Genomic DNA, 15,678 nt, shown 5'->3' on the forward strand with positions numbered 1-15,678 from the left:
GGCTGATCACATGCACCGTCCCGCACCGCCGCCGCTGCTGCTCATGGCCACCGGCGGCACCCTCATCGCCGCCGACCGCACCGTCAACCAACCCGACGCCGGCCGGCCGCCCCGTCGGCCCCTCCCGCCCCGGCACGTCCGTACGCCGCGGCCGCCCGGCCGCTTCGGCGCCTACCGGCGGATCTTCGCCGCTCCGGGCGCCACCGCCTTCACCGTGGGCAGCCTGCTGTCCCGCGCCCCGATGGGGATGTTCGGCGTCAGCCTGATCATCATGATCGCCACGACCCGCGGCTCCTACGCCCTCGCGGGCGCCGTGGCCGCCGCCGGCATGGCCGCGACCGCCGTCCTCGCCCCGGTCGTGGCCCGGCTCACCGACCGGTACGGGCAGGCCGGGATCGCCGTGCCCGCCACCGTGTGGTCCGTGGCGGCCTGCCTCGTCCTGCTGCTGTGTGTGCGCTACGACGCCCCGTCCTGGACGCTCTTCGCCACGTACATCGCGAGGTCCACGTCCCCGAACACCGGCGGCATGGCCCGCGCCCGCTGGGCGCACCTCTACCGCGACGACCCCGCGGCCCGCCATGTGGCCAACTCCTTCGAGCAGGTCGCCGACGAGCTGTGCTTCATGCTCGGCCCCGTCCTGGCCGCGTTCCTGTGCACGGCGCTCTTCCCCGAGGCGGGCATGCTGGTCGCGAACGTGCTGCTGCTCGCCGGCGTGCTGCTCTTCACCGCCCAGCGCGGCACGGAGCCGCCCGCCCCGGGACGCTCCGCGGCCCGTAGCGGCTCCCTGCTCCGGATACCCGGCCTGCCGGCCCTGCTGGCGGTGTTCTTCTGCACCGGGGTGATCTTCGGCGCGCTGGAGGTCACCACGATCGCCTTCGCCGACGCCCGCGGACACGCGTCGGCGGCCGGCGCCGTCCTCGCCCTGCAGGCCGCCGGATCGGGCGCCGCAGGCCTGCTCTACGGCCTGTCCCGGCCCACCGGACCCGCCACGACCCGCTTCGCGGCCTCGGTGGCGGCGATGGCCGCCCTGATGACGCTGCCGCTGCTCGCCGGCGGGCTGCCGGCGCTCGCCTGCTGTCTCTTCCTCGCCGGCTGCGCCACCGCCCCCACCATGGTCAACGGCATGACCCTGGTGCAGAGCCTCGCCCCGCCGGCCCGCCTCAACGAGGGCATGACGCTCGCCGTCACCGGCATCCTGGCCGGCATCTCCGCCGGCGCCGCCCTCGCCGGCACCGCCGCCGAACGCCTTCCCCCGGGCACCGGCTTCTGGCTCCCCGCCGCCGCGGGCGCGCCGGCCGCCGTCCTGGCCCTGCGGGTACGGAAGGGGACCACCGGAACGCGCACATGAAAAAGGCCCCACCGCGTGAGCGGCGAGGCCTTCGTCATACATGGGGTTGGTGGAGATGGCGGGAATCGAACCCGCGTCCTGTGGTGCGGAATCAGGGCTTCTCCGAGCGCAGTCCGCTGTGCTTTTCTCAGCCCTGGCAATCACGCGGACAAGTTGCCAACGGGCTCAGTCACTGTTTGGTTTCCTTCAAGCCCCCGTGACCGGGTCAAGAAGTTTAGTTCCCTTGATTATGCCAGGATCCAGGCCGGGAACAGCTCCTGGGCTGACACTCCGTAGAGCTTTCTCTCTAGCTACTTATTAGGCAGCGAGGGAGAAAGCGGAGGCATCGCGCTTGGTGTTGGCGATTATGTTTTGCGACATATGGTTAACGAGATCATTGCCGCTTCCTCGGCTCGCTTCCCCTGCTTCGACATCCCCAGTCGAAACCGATCATCCCCATGTTGATTTTTCAAAGTGTCACCGGCGCAGCCGGGCGAACCCGACAGATCCGGTGGCGCTGTACCCATCGTACGTGACCAACGCCTTGACGGGCCACTGCATTCCCGCGCGCCCGTGTCAGGCGCGCTGGCGCCTGCGGACCGCGGAGATCGCGCGGTTCGACTCGCGGGTGTCCTGCTTCTCGCGCAGGGTCTGCCGCTTGTCGTACTCCTTCTTGCCCTTGGCCAGCGCGATCTCGACCTTCGCCCGGCCGTCCTTGAAGTACAGCTGGAGCGGGATGATCGTGTGCCCCGACTCCTGCGTCTTGTGGATCAGCTTCGCGATCTCGGTCTTGTGCAGCAGGAGTTTGCGCTTCCTGCGTGCCGCGTGGTTCGTCCAGGTTCCCTGCGTGTACTCGGGGATGTGGACGTTGTGCAGCCACGCCTCACCGCCGTCCAGCTGCGCGAAGCCGTCCACCAGCGAGGCACGGCCCATGCGCAGCGACTTGACCTCGGTGCCGGTCAGCACCAGGCCCGCCTCGAAGGTGTCCAGGATGAGGTAATCGTGGCGCGCCTTCTTGTTCTGCGCGATCAGCTTGTGACCAGTCTCTTTCGCCATAGCGCGGCCATTCTCGCACTAGGAGGGGGGTCTGAGGCCACTCAATACTTCCCTGGCCTCCGCGACCGCCTTGTCGGAGGCTCCCGAGGGGGCCGATCCGCCGCTCACCGTGAGATCCGGCTCGATGCCCCGGCCGTCCACGTTCCGCCCGTCGGGCAGGCTGTAATGGCCGACGGTCAGCTCGGCGACCGACCCGTCCGGCAGTTCGCTGGGCATCTGCACCGCGCCCTTGCCGAAGGTCCGCGACCCCACCACGACCGCCCGGCCGCGGTCCTGCAGCGCGCCCGCGAGCAGCTCCGCGGCGCTCATGGTGCCCCCGTCGACCACGGCCACCAGCGGGGTGTCGGTGTCGCCGCCGTCGCTGGCGTAGAGGGCGCGCTGCCGGCCGTGCACGTCATAGGTGGCGACCAGGCCGCCGTCGAGGAAGACCGAGGAGACCGTGACGGCCTCGGTGACCAGACCCCCGGAATTGCCGCGCAGATCGAGCAGCACGCCCCGGCTCCCGGAGCGCACCGCGGCACGTACCGCGGCACGTACCTGGCCGCCGACGCCCTTGGTGAACGCCTCGATCTTGATGGAGGTGACGTCCCCGTCCAGTTTCCCGACGGTGACGGCCTCGGTGGCCAGCACCGCGCGACGCAGCGTGATGTCGCGGTTACCGCCGGCGTGGTCCAGGCCGAGCCGGACGACGGACCCCGCGGCGTTGTCGCCGCGCAGCTCCGCCACGACCTCGGTGACCGGCTTGCCGTCCGCCCGCACCCCGTCGATCGACTGGAGCCGGTCGCCGACCTGCACCCGCGCGAGCGCCGCGGGGCTGCCGTCCTGCACCCGGGCCACCTGGATCCAGCCACTGCCGGTGCGCCGCACCCAGAGCCCGACGCCCACGTACCGGCCGTTCAGGGCCTGTTGCAGGCCCGCGTACTCCTGGGCGGTGTAGAACGAGGACCAGCGGTCGCCACTGCGGCTGACCAGCTCTTCGGCGGCCTCCGGGCCGACCTTGCCCTCGTCGATCGCCTTGGCGATCGCGTCGGAGTCGGCGACGTTGCCCGCCGGGATCCTGCTCTGCGCGGCCGACGCGGACCGGGCCGGAACCACCAGGGTGCCGGCCGCCGCGCCGGTGGCCAGCACCGCCCCGAAAACGATCGTCAGGGCGACCCCGCGGCGTGAGCCGCGGGGCGTCCCGAACATCAACCGGCCGGACATGGCGGGAAGTCTAGGCCAGAAACGGGCGCCATACGGAGAGTTGACCGCAGACCACCCGAAGCGGCACTCAGACCTTGAGGTATTTACGCAGCGTGACGAGGGCGGCGAGGGCCGGCATCAGCATGCTGACCACGAGCACCAGCGGCAGCACCTTGATGACATCGCCCCAGCCGAGGAAGTTCACCAGCGGGATCTTGTCCTGCAGCTTCAGCCCGTGGTCGATCAGGAAGTACCGGCCGGTCATGAGCATGCCGCAGGCCACGCCGCCGCCGACCAGGCCGGCGAAGGCCGCCTCGGCGATGAACGGCATCTGGATGTAGAAGCCGGACGCGCCCACCAAGCGCATGATCCCGGTCTCGCGCCGTCGGCTGAACGCCGAGACGCGCACGGTGTTGACGATCAGCAGCATCGCCACGATCACCATGAAGACCATGGTCCCGAAGGCCACCGCCGTCATGCCGCCGAGCAGGTCGAAGAGGTTCTTCAGCAGCTTGCGCTGGTCCTGCACCTCCTGGACGCCCGGCCGGCCGGCGAAGGCGCTGGAGACGACCTGCACCTTCGTCGGGTCCTTGAGCTTGACGCGGTACGACTCCTGCAACTGGTCAGGAGAGAGGGACCCGGCGACCGGCGAGTCCTTGAACTGCTCCTGGTAGTGCTTGTACGCCTCCTGTGAGGACTCGTAGAAGACGGTCTCGACGACCGGGAGCTTCTCCAGGTCCGCCTTGATCGCCTTCTTCTGCTCGTCCGTCACGGCGCCCTTGGAGCACGAGGGGGTGCTCTTCACATCCGCCTTGTTGCACAGGAAGATGGACACCTGGACCTTGTCGTACCAGTACCCCTTCATGGCGTCGACCTGCTGGCTGGCGAGCCAGGATCCGCCGGCGAGGGCGAGCGAGAGCGCGACGGAGATGATCACCGCGAAGGTCATGGTGAGATTGCGCCGGAGACCGACGCCGATCTCCGACAGGACGAACTGGGCGCGCATGATGTCCTTTCAGGGGGCTGGTGGCTATGACTACGGAGCAGAACCCGGTTCGGTTCAGTGCTGGTAGCCGTAGACACCGCGCGACTGGTCGCGCACCAGTCGCCCCTTCTCGAGCTCGATGACGCGCTTGCGCATCTGGTCGACGATGTTCTGGTCGTGGGTGGCCATCACCACGGTGGTTCCGGTGCGGTTGATGCGGTCCAGGAGCCGCATGATGCCGACCGAGGTCTGCGGGTCGAGGTTTCCCGTCGGTTCGTCCGCGATCAGCAGCATCGGCCGGTTGACGAACGCGCGGGCGATGGCCACACGCTGCTGCTCACCACCCGACAGCTCACCCGGCATGCGGTCCTCCTTGCCGGCCAGGCCGACCAGGTCCAGCACTTCGGGAACGGTCTTGCGGATCGTCCCGCGCGGCTTGCCGATCACTTCCAGCGCGAACGCCACGTTCTCCGCGACGGTCTTGTTCGGAAGCAGCCGGAAGTCCTGGAAGACCGTGCCCAGCTGGCGCCGCATCTGCGGCACCTTCCAGTTGGAGAGCCTCGCCAGATCCTTGCCGAGGACGTGCACCATGCCGGTGTCGGTGCGCTCTTCGCGCAGGATCAACCGGAGGAAGGTCGACTTTCCGGACCCCGACGAACCGACGAGGAAGACGAACTCGCCCTTCTCGATCTCCAGCGAGACATCCCGGAGTGCAGGACGGTTCTGCTTGGGGTAGGTCTTGGTGACGCTGTCGAATCGGATCACGTTCGCACCAGTGAGGTAGCCGGATATTGGGGGCGGACAACCGCAGGGGCGGCTCTCCTGGTGTGGGCGACCATACGCGAATGGCGTAGGGCCGCGCAGTCGGCGTCCTGGGTTCGTGTGTTTACGCACAGGGCACAGGGGGACAAACCAGGCATCGGGCCATGCACGTCACCCCGTGAAATCATGCGAGGCGCGCCGATTGCGCCCGAAGCTGGCACAGTGGAGGAACGGAACGGCCTACCGGCGCGTTCACCGGGCGGAGGAGGAGATGGCATGACATCCGACCGACTGGTGTGCGCCAACTGCGCCGGCCCCGTCAGCGAGGGCCGCTGCGCGGTCTGCCGCGCCAACCGCGCCCGCCTCCAACAGGAAAACCCCTGGTCCGCCCTGACCCCGGCAGCCCTGATCGCCTTGCTGGTGGCCCTGCTGGCCGTCGTCCTGGTCGTCGAACACGCCACGTAGCCGTTCGGGCACGTGTGCCGCGTATATAGGGGTCAGCGAACAAGCCGCTGACCCCTTTTCGTCTCCCAGAGTCACGATTTCCGCCGTACGACGCGGTGCAGCTACGCGGCCCTGGCGAGCGTGAACCACCCGCCCTTGCCCTCCCCGGCCACGGGCCCCAGCGGTGCGCCGCCGACCGTCCCCCAGTCGTCGGCGAGCGCAGCGACGAGCAACAGCCCGCGCCCGCCCTCCTCCTCGCAGCCCGCCGGGACGACGACCGGCGGATCCGGCGTCCCGTCGTAGACGGTGATCCGGACGTACGCCGCCTCGACGGCGAGCCACAGCAACGACCCGGCGCCCTTGGCATGTTGATAGGCATTGGTGATCAGCGGCGGGCAGAACAGCGTGTACGAGTGCGGCGCCGCGCAGCCGTCGAGCGGCCAGGCGGAGGCGGTCTGAAGGCTCATGGAACGTCTCGTCTTCCGTGCGGGGACGGGATGGGCGAACAGCGTTGCCCGGCGGTGGCATTGCCCCTGGCGAAGCTCGGGGTGCGCTTCCGCTGCGCGGGCAGGGCGTGGGGACACTGGGACAGCGGCAACCGTCACTCACTGCTGTGAGGTACACCACAGAGCGTAGAGGTAAAGGGTGATACGTATCAACTGTTTCCGCATATCTGCACGGACCGCCTTGGACCATCTCAAGCCGAAGCGGCACACTCTGAAGCGACACGAGGGAAGGACCGCATGCCGCCGAGGATCAACCCCACAGCACGGCAGGTGCGCCTCGGAACGGAGCTGCGCAAGCTGCGTGAAGCGGCCGGCGTCACCGCTCGCGATACCGCCGCCCGCCTCAGCGCCAGCCACACCCAGGTCAGCCACATCGAGTCGGGTCGCTTCGGGATCAGCGAAGAACGGCTCCGCACGCTGGCCGCCTTCTACGTCTGCGATGACGCCGACCTCGTCGATGCCCTCGTCGCCATGGCGAGCGAACGGGGCAAGGGCTGGTGGGAGGAGTACCGGGGAGCCCTCGTCCCTCAGGCGCTCGACCTCGCGGAGCTGGAACACCACGCCACGTACCTGCGCACGCTCCAAGTGCTGCACATCCCCGGCATTCTCCAGACGGAGGACCGGGTGCGCGCCGCCTTCGCCTACGTCAACCCCGACCTGCCCGCGAACGAGCTCGAAGCCGAAGTGACCCATCGCATGCGGCGGCGCGAGGTGATCGAGCGCGAGGGGGCTCCGGCATTTGAAGCCGTAGTCCACGAGGCGGCTTTGCGCATCAAGGTGGGCGGCGTGAAGTCGTCCCGAGCCCAGCTCGAACACATCCTGGCCCTGTCCGAACGGGACAACGTGACCGTACGCGTCATCCCCTTCGACGTGGACGACTTCGCGGGCGCGGGATTCTCCATGCTCTACGCGGGCGGTGCGGTCTCCCCACTCGACACCGTCCAACTGGACACGGCGCACGGCAGTATTTTCCTCGACGCGGAGGCCCAACTGAGGAAGTACCGCGGCCTCTTCGACCGCATCGAAGCCTCGTCGCTCACGGCTGACGCGTCACGCGATTTCATCCACCGCATCGCGCGGGACATGTGAAAGGCAAAGCAGTGCCCTCATCGATCGACTGGCAGAAGTCCTCTTTCTCCGGAGGCGCCCAGGGAAACGACTGCGTCGAAATCGGCATATCCCCCGCCGGTCTGCACCTCCGCGAGAGCGACAGTCCGGACGCGGTGCTCACAACCACTCCGGTGGCCCTAGGAGCCTTCCTGCACCACATCAAGGTAAGCGCGCGCACCACCACATAGGCACCCGGCATTCGCCGGTCCGCGCACGCGATGTGGTGAACGCCCGGCAGACGCGACGGGGCGTCACGTCAGCCGGCCGCGACCGCCATCTTGCCGACCTGTGCCGAGACGACCTCCGTCGGCATCGCCTGGTACGGATCCTCCGGCAGATCTACCGTCTTGAAGTAGGCGAGAACCCCGTTCGCGCGGATCACCCAGAAGTCGACGGGCAGTTTGCCACCGCCTGCGGCCGGAGTGAGCCACACCCCCAGCGGGTCCTGTCCACCGAAGGCGGTGGTATCCGTCTTCACCGCGAAGTGCGTCGCGCCGCCGGGACCCGACGCCACGAACCCGTCCCCGCACGCACCGACCGCGGTCCTGATCGTCTCCATGACCCGCTCCGCGTCCCCAGGCCCATACGACGCCAACCGCAGCCGCACCGGCGCCTTGGGATTGACCGATTCCACCACTTCCCGGTCCACGAACGCCCGCGGCGCAACCGCGCTCGACATACTCAGCAGATCCGCCAGCGGCTGGCACGCCGGCTTGTCCGCCTTCGCGTGACCGGAGCTCGCCTTCGGCGTGCTCACCTTGTCCCCGGCATTCACGTCCAGATCCTTGACCGTGAGAACGGCCGCCGCGAGCTGGGCGGTGGTGAGCACCTTCACGGGACTGGCAGTGGCCGTCGGCGTGGGCACGGAACTCCCAAGCCCCGGCCCCGAGGCATCTCCGGATCCCCCGCAGCCCGCAACCGCCAGTATTGCCGCCATTGCGAATGCCCCGCTTGTGCGGCTACGCCCTGGCCATTCTCGTTCCATAAAGATTCCGAATCCCACAATCGTCAATCGATGAGCAACTCGTCAAGTCTTTCCGCGGAACCTGGCGTCCCTAGCATGTCAGCAGCGGCCACGATTCGCGCATAGTACTCCCTGGCTATAGGAAGTTCATCCTCATAGATCCACGAGCACAGCATGTCGAAAGCTTCGACCTCTTCGCCCGCCCCGAGCAGGACATCGATGCTCGCAAGCACCTTTGGGGACGTTATAGGAGATTCCCGCAAGAGCTGGACCACCAGCGAACGTCGAGCATAGAAGTCGTCCAGTCGGCCCACGAGCGGCACCTCACCTCAATAGAGCGGGAAAGCTGTATGAACGATATCGTTGAGCGGCTCGTAGCGCACGAGGATCTTCACGCCGTTCACAACCCCCGTGACATCCTGAATCGCGGGCTCTCCCTTCCTGGTCCGCAAGGTTCTCTCAGCAAATTTCGCAGATCCCTTTGACCATACTCGCGTACTGTTCGGACTCGTCGCCACGTCGGCTACCGCATCGAGTATGTCGTCGTGAGTCCAATTCTCAGGGAATACAGTCTTTCCAGGGGCGCCCGGATGCGCGTGCCCTTCCAGAATATGATCCGACCTCTCGTCGCCGATCAATTCCCGCCCGGGCCCGCAATTGTGCACCAGGACCGGAGCGATCCCCACCAGCACAAAATACGTATGAAGGTCCGTGACCGTGAGGTCGTAAGTAATACCCGTCGAGTGGTAGTTACGGACCCCCAGCACCGTGAGCGTCCTGCCGTCCGGCTGCCGCAGCTCGGTGCCCGGGGTCAGGTCCTTCGCGTCCGTCCACCTGTGGTGGGTGGCGTCCCAGAAGGGGTGGTGCCAGGTGGTGGTGATGTTGGACGGCGGCCCTGTGGGGGCCGCCGCGATCGTCACGTCGGTGAACTCTGTGTCGTCCGTGGTGACGATCTGCTTCTGGACCGGTTCCGACGCGGTCGTGCCGGTCTGCGGGTCGGTGGCCTTGACCGTGTCGCCCGGCTGAACCTCGGCGATGGGCTTGGTGCTGCCGTCCGCCAGGAGAACGCCGGTACCGGCGGTGAAACTGTGGACGGAGCAGGCTTCCGCTACCGCATCGACCGCCTCGCGCGCTTCCGACTGGGCGTGCGTCGCCTTCACGATGTCTTCTGCCGCGCGGGCCGCTTCCTCGGCGTCCTTGATGGCTGTCTCGGCGCGTTTCAGGGAGCGCCAGACCTTGAAGGCCTTGAAGGCGACCTTGACCGCCTTGAAGAGCTTGCCCCAGGGGACGGCGTTGAGGGCCGTGTTGATGCAGCCCATGACGTCGCCCTCGGTGAAGCAGGACTTGGCGTCGTTGAAGCCGATGAGGTCGCCGACCAGGTTGATGATCTGGCTGGTCAGGCCCTGCTTCGACTTGCGGGCGGCGGTGGCTGCCGCCTGGGCGGTGGCGGCGGCGCGCTCGGCGGCGGCGGATTCGGACTGGGAGCGGGCCGCGTCGGCGGCGCTGGCCTTGTTGCTGCCGACCGGATTGCCGTCGGGGCGGCTGCACTTGCCGTTGTGGCAGGAGCCGGCGTCCGGGTTGCCCGGATCGATCGGGCCGCTCTGGTTGATGCGGCCCGATCCGTCGGCGTACGGGACACCCACTCCGCACAGGTCCGCCGGGCACAGGCCCGAGGGATCGGAAGAGGTGACCGGGCTGTTGCCGGCGTAGGCGTAGGCGTTCCACGAGTCGGGGGCGCCGGGGACCAGGACCGGGTCGGGGGTGAGGAAGCGGCCGACGGAGGAGTCGTACTCGCGGGCGCCGAGGTTGGTCAGGCCGGTGGCATCATCCTGTTCGCCGCCTACGTAACCGCGGGTCCCCTGCCAGGTCGCGGCGGTGGTGCGGGACTCCCCGAAGGGCTTGTACTGGCGGCGGGTGGCCTGTTGGGTGCCCGCGTCGATCTGGAGCTGGGCGGTGCCCTGCCGGTCGGAGATGGAGTAGGCGACGCGTTCGCCGGCGGAGTCGGCGGTGTGGACGGCGACGGTCTGGCCACCGAGGGAGATGTAGCGGGAGCCGTCCGACTTGGCGGCGCCGTTCTTGAGGGTGATCTCCTGGTCGCCGGTGAAGAGGACGGTCGAGTCGGCGTCGCGGCGGATGAGCAGCGAGCCGCCGGCGTCGTAGAGGTACTTGGTGGAACCGGCGGTGCCGGTCCTGGCCAGGTCCGCCAGCTTGCCCTCGTCGTTGAACGTGAAGGTGTCGGTGCCGGCGCGGGAGGTGCGGGTGGCGATGTTTCCGGCGCTGTCGTACGTGTAGTCGGTGCTGGTGTTGCCGGCCGGACCGCCCGGACCCGCCGTGCTGACATTGGACAGGGCGTGCGCCGGCCCCTTGCCCGCCGCGGCCTCGGTGTAGGTGGAGACGGAGTCCTTGGTCGCGTCGCCCGTCAGGTCGTGGTCGGTCTGGGACCGCCGGTTGCCGGTGGCGTCGTAGGTCCAGGACTGCCAGTACGCCGGGGCGGCCAGGGGGCTGCCGACCGTGGTCGCGGCACCCGCCGCCGGCGCTGCCGCGCAGGCGTCGGTGGCGGTCCAGGCGGAGGAGAGGCGCTGGGCCCAGTCATAGGTGAAGCACTGGGTGTCGGTGGTGCCGTCGCCGAGGCCGTCGCGGATCCTGGTGACGTTGCCGGACGGCTGGTAGTCGTAGGTCGTCTGGTCGGCGACCTTCGCGCCCGCGGCCGTCACCACGAACGAGTCCTTCACCCGGTGCGTCTGCTGGTCGTAGGTGAAGGTCTGCTGGGTGAAGTTGCCACTGGCGCCCAGGGTGTACTGATACGGCTCGTCGAACTCCGTCCAGCTCAGCGAGGCGGCCAGGGTGGTGCTGCCGGCGCTCTTCTGGCGGCCGAACTCGTCATAGCCGTAGGTCACGGTCTCCTGCGGCAGCAGGCTCGTGGAAGGGTTCGCGTCGGTGTAGGAGAGCAGCGTGCCGGTCGGGTTGTACTGGTTCTGTGTGACATACGAGCCGGCGAGGGCGCCTTCCTCGGGGGGCACGATCAGCGCGCTCGCGGTGGGCCAGCCGTGCGAGTCGTAGCCGACGACCTTGCTGGTGTAGGCGGCGCCGTCGGCGTAGCGGGTCGAGGAGGTCGGCAGCCCCTTCTTGAGGGAGTCGTACGCCCAGGAGGCCAGTTGGTTGCCGCTCGAGGGGGCAGCACCGCCGGTCGTGTCGTACGAAGCGGTCTTGCGGCCCAGCTCGTCGTACGTGTAGCTGACGCTCTTGCCCCGCGCGTCGGTCGCGGAGAGCAGTTGGCCGCCGTTGTCGTACGTGGAGGTCGAGTGACCGGTGTCCGGGTCGTCCTGCGCGTACCGGCGGCCCAGCAGGTCGTAGGTGTTGGACCAGGTGTGCCCGGCTCCGTCGTCCTGGGTGAGCTGGCGGCCCGACACGTCATAGGTGTACGTGGCGGTGTCGGCGGGTCCGCCGGGCGTGGCGCCGTGGTAGCGGAGCAGCGAGCTGGTGTTGCCACGGGCGTCGGTGTACGTCGAGGTGGGTGTGGCGCCGGCGGGCGGGGTGACATCGGTGCGGTCGGCACCCGGATAGGCGGTGGTGGTGCGCCAGGTCTCGGATGCCTTGGTGTACGCCGCGGAGACGGTGACGCGGCCCGCGCCGTCGTAGAAGGTGCCGGTCTGGGTCGGGACCTGGTTGTCAGGGGCGCTGACAAGGGTGCCGGACGGTGTACCGGTGGCGTAGTACGGGCCGGCGCTCTTCACCTGCCAGCCGTGCGAGTCGTACACCGTGTCGGAGATGACCCGGCCGCCGTCGACGGTCTCGGTCTGGGTCTCGCGCGGCCGGAGCAGCGCGTCGACCAGCGCGACCGAGGTGCGGTAGGTGCCGTGGTCGTTGAGGGTCTGAGTGGTGACCGTCGACGGCCCGGTGGACCTGAGGTTGTAGGCGTACTTGGTGTTGGGGCCGTTGCTGGTGGAGAACCCGGGCTGCCACACGGCGGTCAGCCGGCCGAGGGCGTCGTACGTGCTGGTGGTCGAGTAGCCGGCGGCGTCGGTGGTCTTCACGTCCAGGCCGCGGGCCGGGTCCAGGGTCGTGGTGGTGGTGAACGCCGCTGACTGCCCGGCGACCTGGGGCCGGGTGACCTTGATGGTGGGCGGGGTGGTGTCGGTGGCGGCGGTGAACACGGTCGTGGTGGTGCGGCCGAGCGCGTCGGTCTCGCTGTCCTGGCGGCCGTACGCGTCGTAGTGCGACTTCAGGGCCGTGATGTAGTGCGGAGTGCCGTCGGCCGCCACCGAATCGGCCTTCTGCACCATGGTGGTGTCACCGAATCCGGGCACGGCCAGGTTGTCGGTGGAGCCGTCGAAGAAGGTCAGGTCGTCGCTGACCGCGTTCTGCGGGAACGTGGGGGTGGCAGCGCAGCCGACCGAGACGGTCTGGACCCGGCGCGGCAGCGGCAGCGTGCCTCCGGAGGCGTCCTTGGCGTACCAGGTGCGGGAGCACTTGTCGTCGGCGGCGGTCGAGAGGTCGCCCTTGTCGTCGACGGAGACGGGCAGCCCGGTGGCGTCGTCGAAGTCGGTGACGGTCTCCGTGGTGCGGGCTGTGTGATCCGCCTTGGTCGTGGTGGTACGGGTGCGTGCGGTGTTGGCCGCGGGCCGCGCCTGCAAGGGGTCGAGCCCGACCTTGGTGCGTGTCCGGGTCGCCGTCACCGGCCCCAGCCACGGGTAGTTGACGGTGTCTGCGAGCAGGGCTCCGCCCTGTCCGTTGTAGCTCAGCGTCTCGTACGTCTGGCCCGCCAGCGCGTCCGCGTCGTTGACCGTGTCGGAGTTGGCGCTGTTGCCCAGGTTCTTGCCCATGCCCCGGAAGAAGGTGCTCCGGGACTGCGTGATGTTCTCGGGTGCGGTACCCGTGGTCACGTCGACCTGGCCGTAGCCGCGCCACTGGTTGTAGGTGCGGTACTTGGGATCGGTACCCGGATCGTCGTTGAAGTGCCAGGCGGCGTCGGTGCCGTAGGTGTACGTCGCCTGCTTGGGAAGGCCGCCGCCCGTCGGGTCCTGCTCGGTGACGGAGCCGACGACGATCTTGTTGAACCAGTCCAGTTGTGGTGCGGTCTGGCCCGGTGGCGTCCAGTACGAGGGATAGCAGCGCAGGGTGTTGGTGGCCGGGCTCGCCGGCATGACGACCGTGCCCTTGCGATGGCACTGCGCCGCGTTGTAGTTGACGGTGATCACTTCACCGGATTCGGTCCTGACGGTCGTCATGCGCGGACGGGTGATGGGCTGGTAGCCGTCGTTGCCGTCGACCCGGTTGGCGTACACCTGGTTCTCGAACGTCACCGGGGGCAGTGGATCACTGCCGCCGCCCGCCAGGCCGGTGCGGGTGATGGAGGTCAGCCACAGCGCCGGGGTCGTGGTGTCACCGGTGGCCGGGAAGCTGTGGGTGAGCGACCACCCGTCCACATCCAGCAGCTTCGTGCCGGCCAGCACCTGGGTACGGATTCCGGTCAGGCGCTTGGTCGTCCAGAAGGACGGGCCGTGGTTGGCGCAGCTGCCGGTGGACGGGCAGTTCTGGTCGAAGGGCACGTCCGGCCAGCGTGCCGCGTTGGCGGCCGTCAGCTTGTCGGGAGCACAGTCGAAGACCTTGGGGACAGGGGTGCAGCGTTCGGCGGTGTCGAAGAGCACCTGGGCGGCGGCCGGCGAGGCGGCGTCGTAGACCTTTCCGGCACGCTGACCGTACTGGATCTTCGCCAGGTAGCCGCTCCGGGTGTACGACGTGGGCGGCGTGGTCGCGTTGTTCTTGCCGTAGTAGCCGGTCTCCGGGGTGTACCAGTAGCTCAGCGCGTTGCCGTGGCTGTCCACGACGTAATCGAGGTTCCAGCGGTACGCCTGCTGGCAGGACGAGGCGTCGAACGTCGCGGCGTGGCAGGGCTCGTTGGCGTCGTTGCCGAAGACCGGGACGGTCCAGACCGAGTTGGTCGCGGCGCTGCCGGTGGTCCAGCCGGGAAGCTGGTTCTTGCCGAAGTAGTAGTCGGTGCCGTCCTGCGTGGTCACGACCCAGTACTCGTGGTCGTTGTCGCCGTTGACGGTGTCCGTCCGGACCGAGATCTTCTCGCCGCTGTCGCTCTGCGGGTGCCAGGTCTTCTTGGCGTCGTCGTAGACCAGGGTGTTGGAGGAGCCGTTGAGCGAGAGGGTGATCGAGTCGGCGGCTTCCGACCAGCACTCGTCGGAAGTCTTGGGGCTGCCGCCCGCAGCGTCGTCTGAGCAGGAGACGTAACTCCGCTCCACGAAACCGGGTGAGTAGTCCCAGCCGTCACCGACCCAGGAGGCCTGGCTGTTGGTGGAGGAGATCCGGCCGTCCACTCCCTGCGACCCGTAGTTCAGGGCGACGGACGGCTTGAGGCCGCCCGGAACCTCCGGCAGTCCGATCGGGTACGACCAGGAGAACCCGCCGGTCGAACCTCCCGCCGACCACTGGCCCGAAGGGGAGAGGGACGTCGCGCCGTAGGTACCGCCGCCGCCACTGCCACCCGCGAGGGCTGCCAGCACGACGGGCTGAGCGGCGGGACGGAACGCGGGAGCGGCGGATCCGCCGGTGGACGCGGCGGGAAGCACGACATCCGCGGAGACCTGGCCGCTCGCGACGTCGTTCGCGGAACGCAGCGGGGTCTGGGTACGGCACTGCGCGAGACCAGGGGTGGTCAACGCACAGCCGGGCAGCTGGACCAAGTGCAGGCGGGAGGCCCAGTCGCCGCCGTATGCGTCGCGGAACGCCGTGTAGTCGAGAGCGAGGTGGACCGAACCGCCCGTTCCGCCGTCCGTACGGGTCACGGACGTCATGACACCGGCGATTCCGGCCCGGGTGACGGCGTCCTGCCCGGCCATCGACACGCGCACCTTGGTGACGGGGGTTGCGGGACTGGCGGCGGTCGCGGGGGTCGCGGGGGTCTTGAGGGCCGATACCCGGATCGGCAGCTTTCCGGCTTGGAGGGAACTCCGGGCCGATGCATTGCCGGCCGCTGCCGACGGCGATGACTGTGCCGAGGACCGTGCCGACGAGGCCACCGATCCGGGCGCCGGCAGGACGACGTCCGCCGAGCCGGCCAACGGCCAGGACTTCTTGGCGTGCGCCGCGTCCCAGGCAGGCGTCGTCCGGCTCTTCACGGGGTGTGTCGCGACCGGCGTGACGTCCACCGGATGCGCCTTGTCCGGGGTGACGGCGTAATTCCGCTTACCCGAGCTGTCGAATGCGAGGGCAGTGGCCGGATCCGCACTGGTGACGAGAAGCAGCAGCGCGGAGGCGAACACGATCCAGGCCGCGGAAACCATCGTTCTGTCGCGATGCCGGAATCCAGAGCCCGCCCCAGGACGATTGATCA

12 protein-coding genes and 1 other RNA gene are annotated in these 15,678 nt (G+C 68.7%); 4 read left to right on the forward strand and 9 right to left on the reverse strand.

Translation table 11 applies throughout. The annotated features are described in order from the left end of the window. Positions 1-10: 10 nt before the first annotated feature. Positions 11-1,348: an MFS transporter gene (locus LNW72_RS16415; protein ID WP_250976101.1), complete on the forward strand. Its 1,338-nt coding sequence runs from the start codon at positions 11-13 to the stop codon at positions 1,346-1,348. 47 nt (positions 1,349-1,395) lie between these two features. On the opposite strand, the gene ssrA is transcribed toward LNW72_RS16415, so the two are convergent. The 5 genes from ssrA to ftsE form a co-directional block, all read right to left on the reverse strand. Next, positions 1,396-1,785, reverse strand: a transfer-messenger RNA (tmRNA) gene (gene ssrA / locus LNW72_RS16420). A gap of 118 nt (positions 1,786-1,903) precedes the next feature. Beyond that, entirely contained in the window at positions 1,904-2,383 is a 480-nt protein-coding gene (smpB, locus tag LNW72_RS16425; protein WP_138357582.1) for an SsrA-binding protein SmpB, read from the reverse strand. Between the two features lie 18 nt (positions 2,384-2,401). Beyond that, complete coding sequence (locus tag LNW72_RS16430) at positions 2,402-3,586, reverse strand: S41 family peptidase (RefSeq protein WP_250976102.1); 1,185 nt, start codon at positions 3,584-3,586, stop codon at positions 2,402-2,404. 67 nt (positions 3,587-3,653) lie between these two features. Further along, the gene (gene ftsX, locus LNW72_RS16435; RefSeq protein WP_250976103.1) at positions 3,654-4,571 is read right to left on the reverse strand and encodes a permease-like cell division protein FtsX; all 918 of its coding nucleotides are present in this window, start codon (positions 4,569-4,571) and stop codon (positions 3,654-3,656) included. A gap of 54 nt (positions 4,572-4,625) precedes the next feature. Beyond that, positions 4,626-5,315 carry a cell division ATP-binding protein FtsE gene (gene ftsE, locus LNW72_RS16440; protein WP_138357585.1) on the reverse strand — a complete coding sequence of 230 codons (690 nt, stop codon included), beginning with the start codon at positions 5,313-5,315 and terminating at the stop codon, positions 4,626-4,628. Between the two features lie 273 nt (positions 5,316-5,588). Here ftsE and LNW72_RS16445 point away from each other — a divergent pair, with 273 nt between their 5' ends. Continuing rightward, positions 5,589-5,777, forward strand: a complete 189-nt coding sequence (locus LNW72_RS16445) for a hypothetical protein (protein ID WP_164299236.1) — start codon at positions 5,589-5,591, stop codon at positions 5,775-5,777. Positions 5,778-5,878: 101 nt separating this feature from the next. On the opposite strand, the gene LNW72_RS16450 is transcribed toward LNW72_RS16445, so the two are convergent. After that, the gene (locus tag LNW72_RS16450; protein WP_250976104.1) at positions 5,879-6,223 is read right to left on the reverse strand and encodes an ATP-binding protein; all 345 of its coding nucleotides are present in this window, start codon (positions 6,221-6,223) and stop codon (positions 5,879-5,881) included. Positions 6,224-6,499: 276 nt separating this feature from the next. Here LNW72_RS16450 and LNW72_RS16455 point away from each other — a divergent pair, with 276 nt between their 5' ends. Beyond that, positions 6,500-7,351 carry a helix-turn-helix transcriptional regulator gene (locus LNW72_RS16455; protein WP_250976105.1) on the forward strand — a complete coding sequence of 284 codons (852 nt, stop codon included), beginning with the start codon at positions 6,500-6,502 and terminating at the stop codon, positions 7,349-7,351. Positions 7,352-7,362: 11 nt separating this feature from the next. Further along, positions 7,363-7,560, forward strand: a complete 198-nt coding sequence (locus tag LNW72_RS16460) for a DUF397 domain-containing protein (RefSeq protein WP_250976106.1) — start codon at positions 7,363-7,365, stop codon at positions 7,558-7,560. Positions 7,561-7,628: 68 nt separating this feature from the next. Here LNW72_RS16460 and LNW72_RS16465 read toward each other — a convergent pair whose 3' ends face one another. The 3 genes from LNW72_RS16465 to LNW72_RS16475 all read right to left on the reverse strand — a co-directional run bounded on the left by LNW72_RS16465 (position 7,629) and on the right by LNW72_RS16475 (position 15,628). Continuing rightward, positions 7,629-8,237, reverse strand: coding sequence for a hypothetical protein (locus LNW72_RS16465; RefSeq protein ID WP_250976107.1), 609 nt, complete (start codon positions 8,235-8,237; stop codon positions 7,629-7,631). Positions 8,238-8,380: 143 nt separating this feature from the next. Continuing rightward, a complete protein-coding gene (locus tag LNW72_RS16470; protein WP_250976108.1) occupies positions 8,381-8,650 on the reverse strand; it encodes a MafI family immunity protein in 270 nt (89 codons plus the stop codon). Between the two features lie 15 nt (positions 8,651-8,665). Further along, complete coding sequence (locus tag LNW72_RS16475; protein WP_250976109.1) at positions 8,666-15,628, reverse strand: RHS repeat-associated core domain-containing protein; 6,963 nt, start codon at positions 15,626-15,628, stop codon at positions 8,666-8,668. Between the last annotated feature and the right edge of the window lie 50 nt (positions 15,629-15,678).

Source organism: Streptomyces sp. RKAG293 (genome assembly GCF_023701745.1).
Lineage (GTDB): Bacteria > Actinomycetota > Actinomycetes > Streptomycetales > Streptomycetaceae > Actinacidiphila.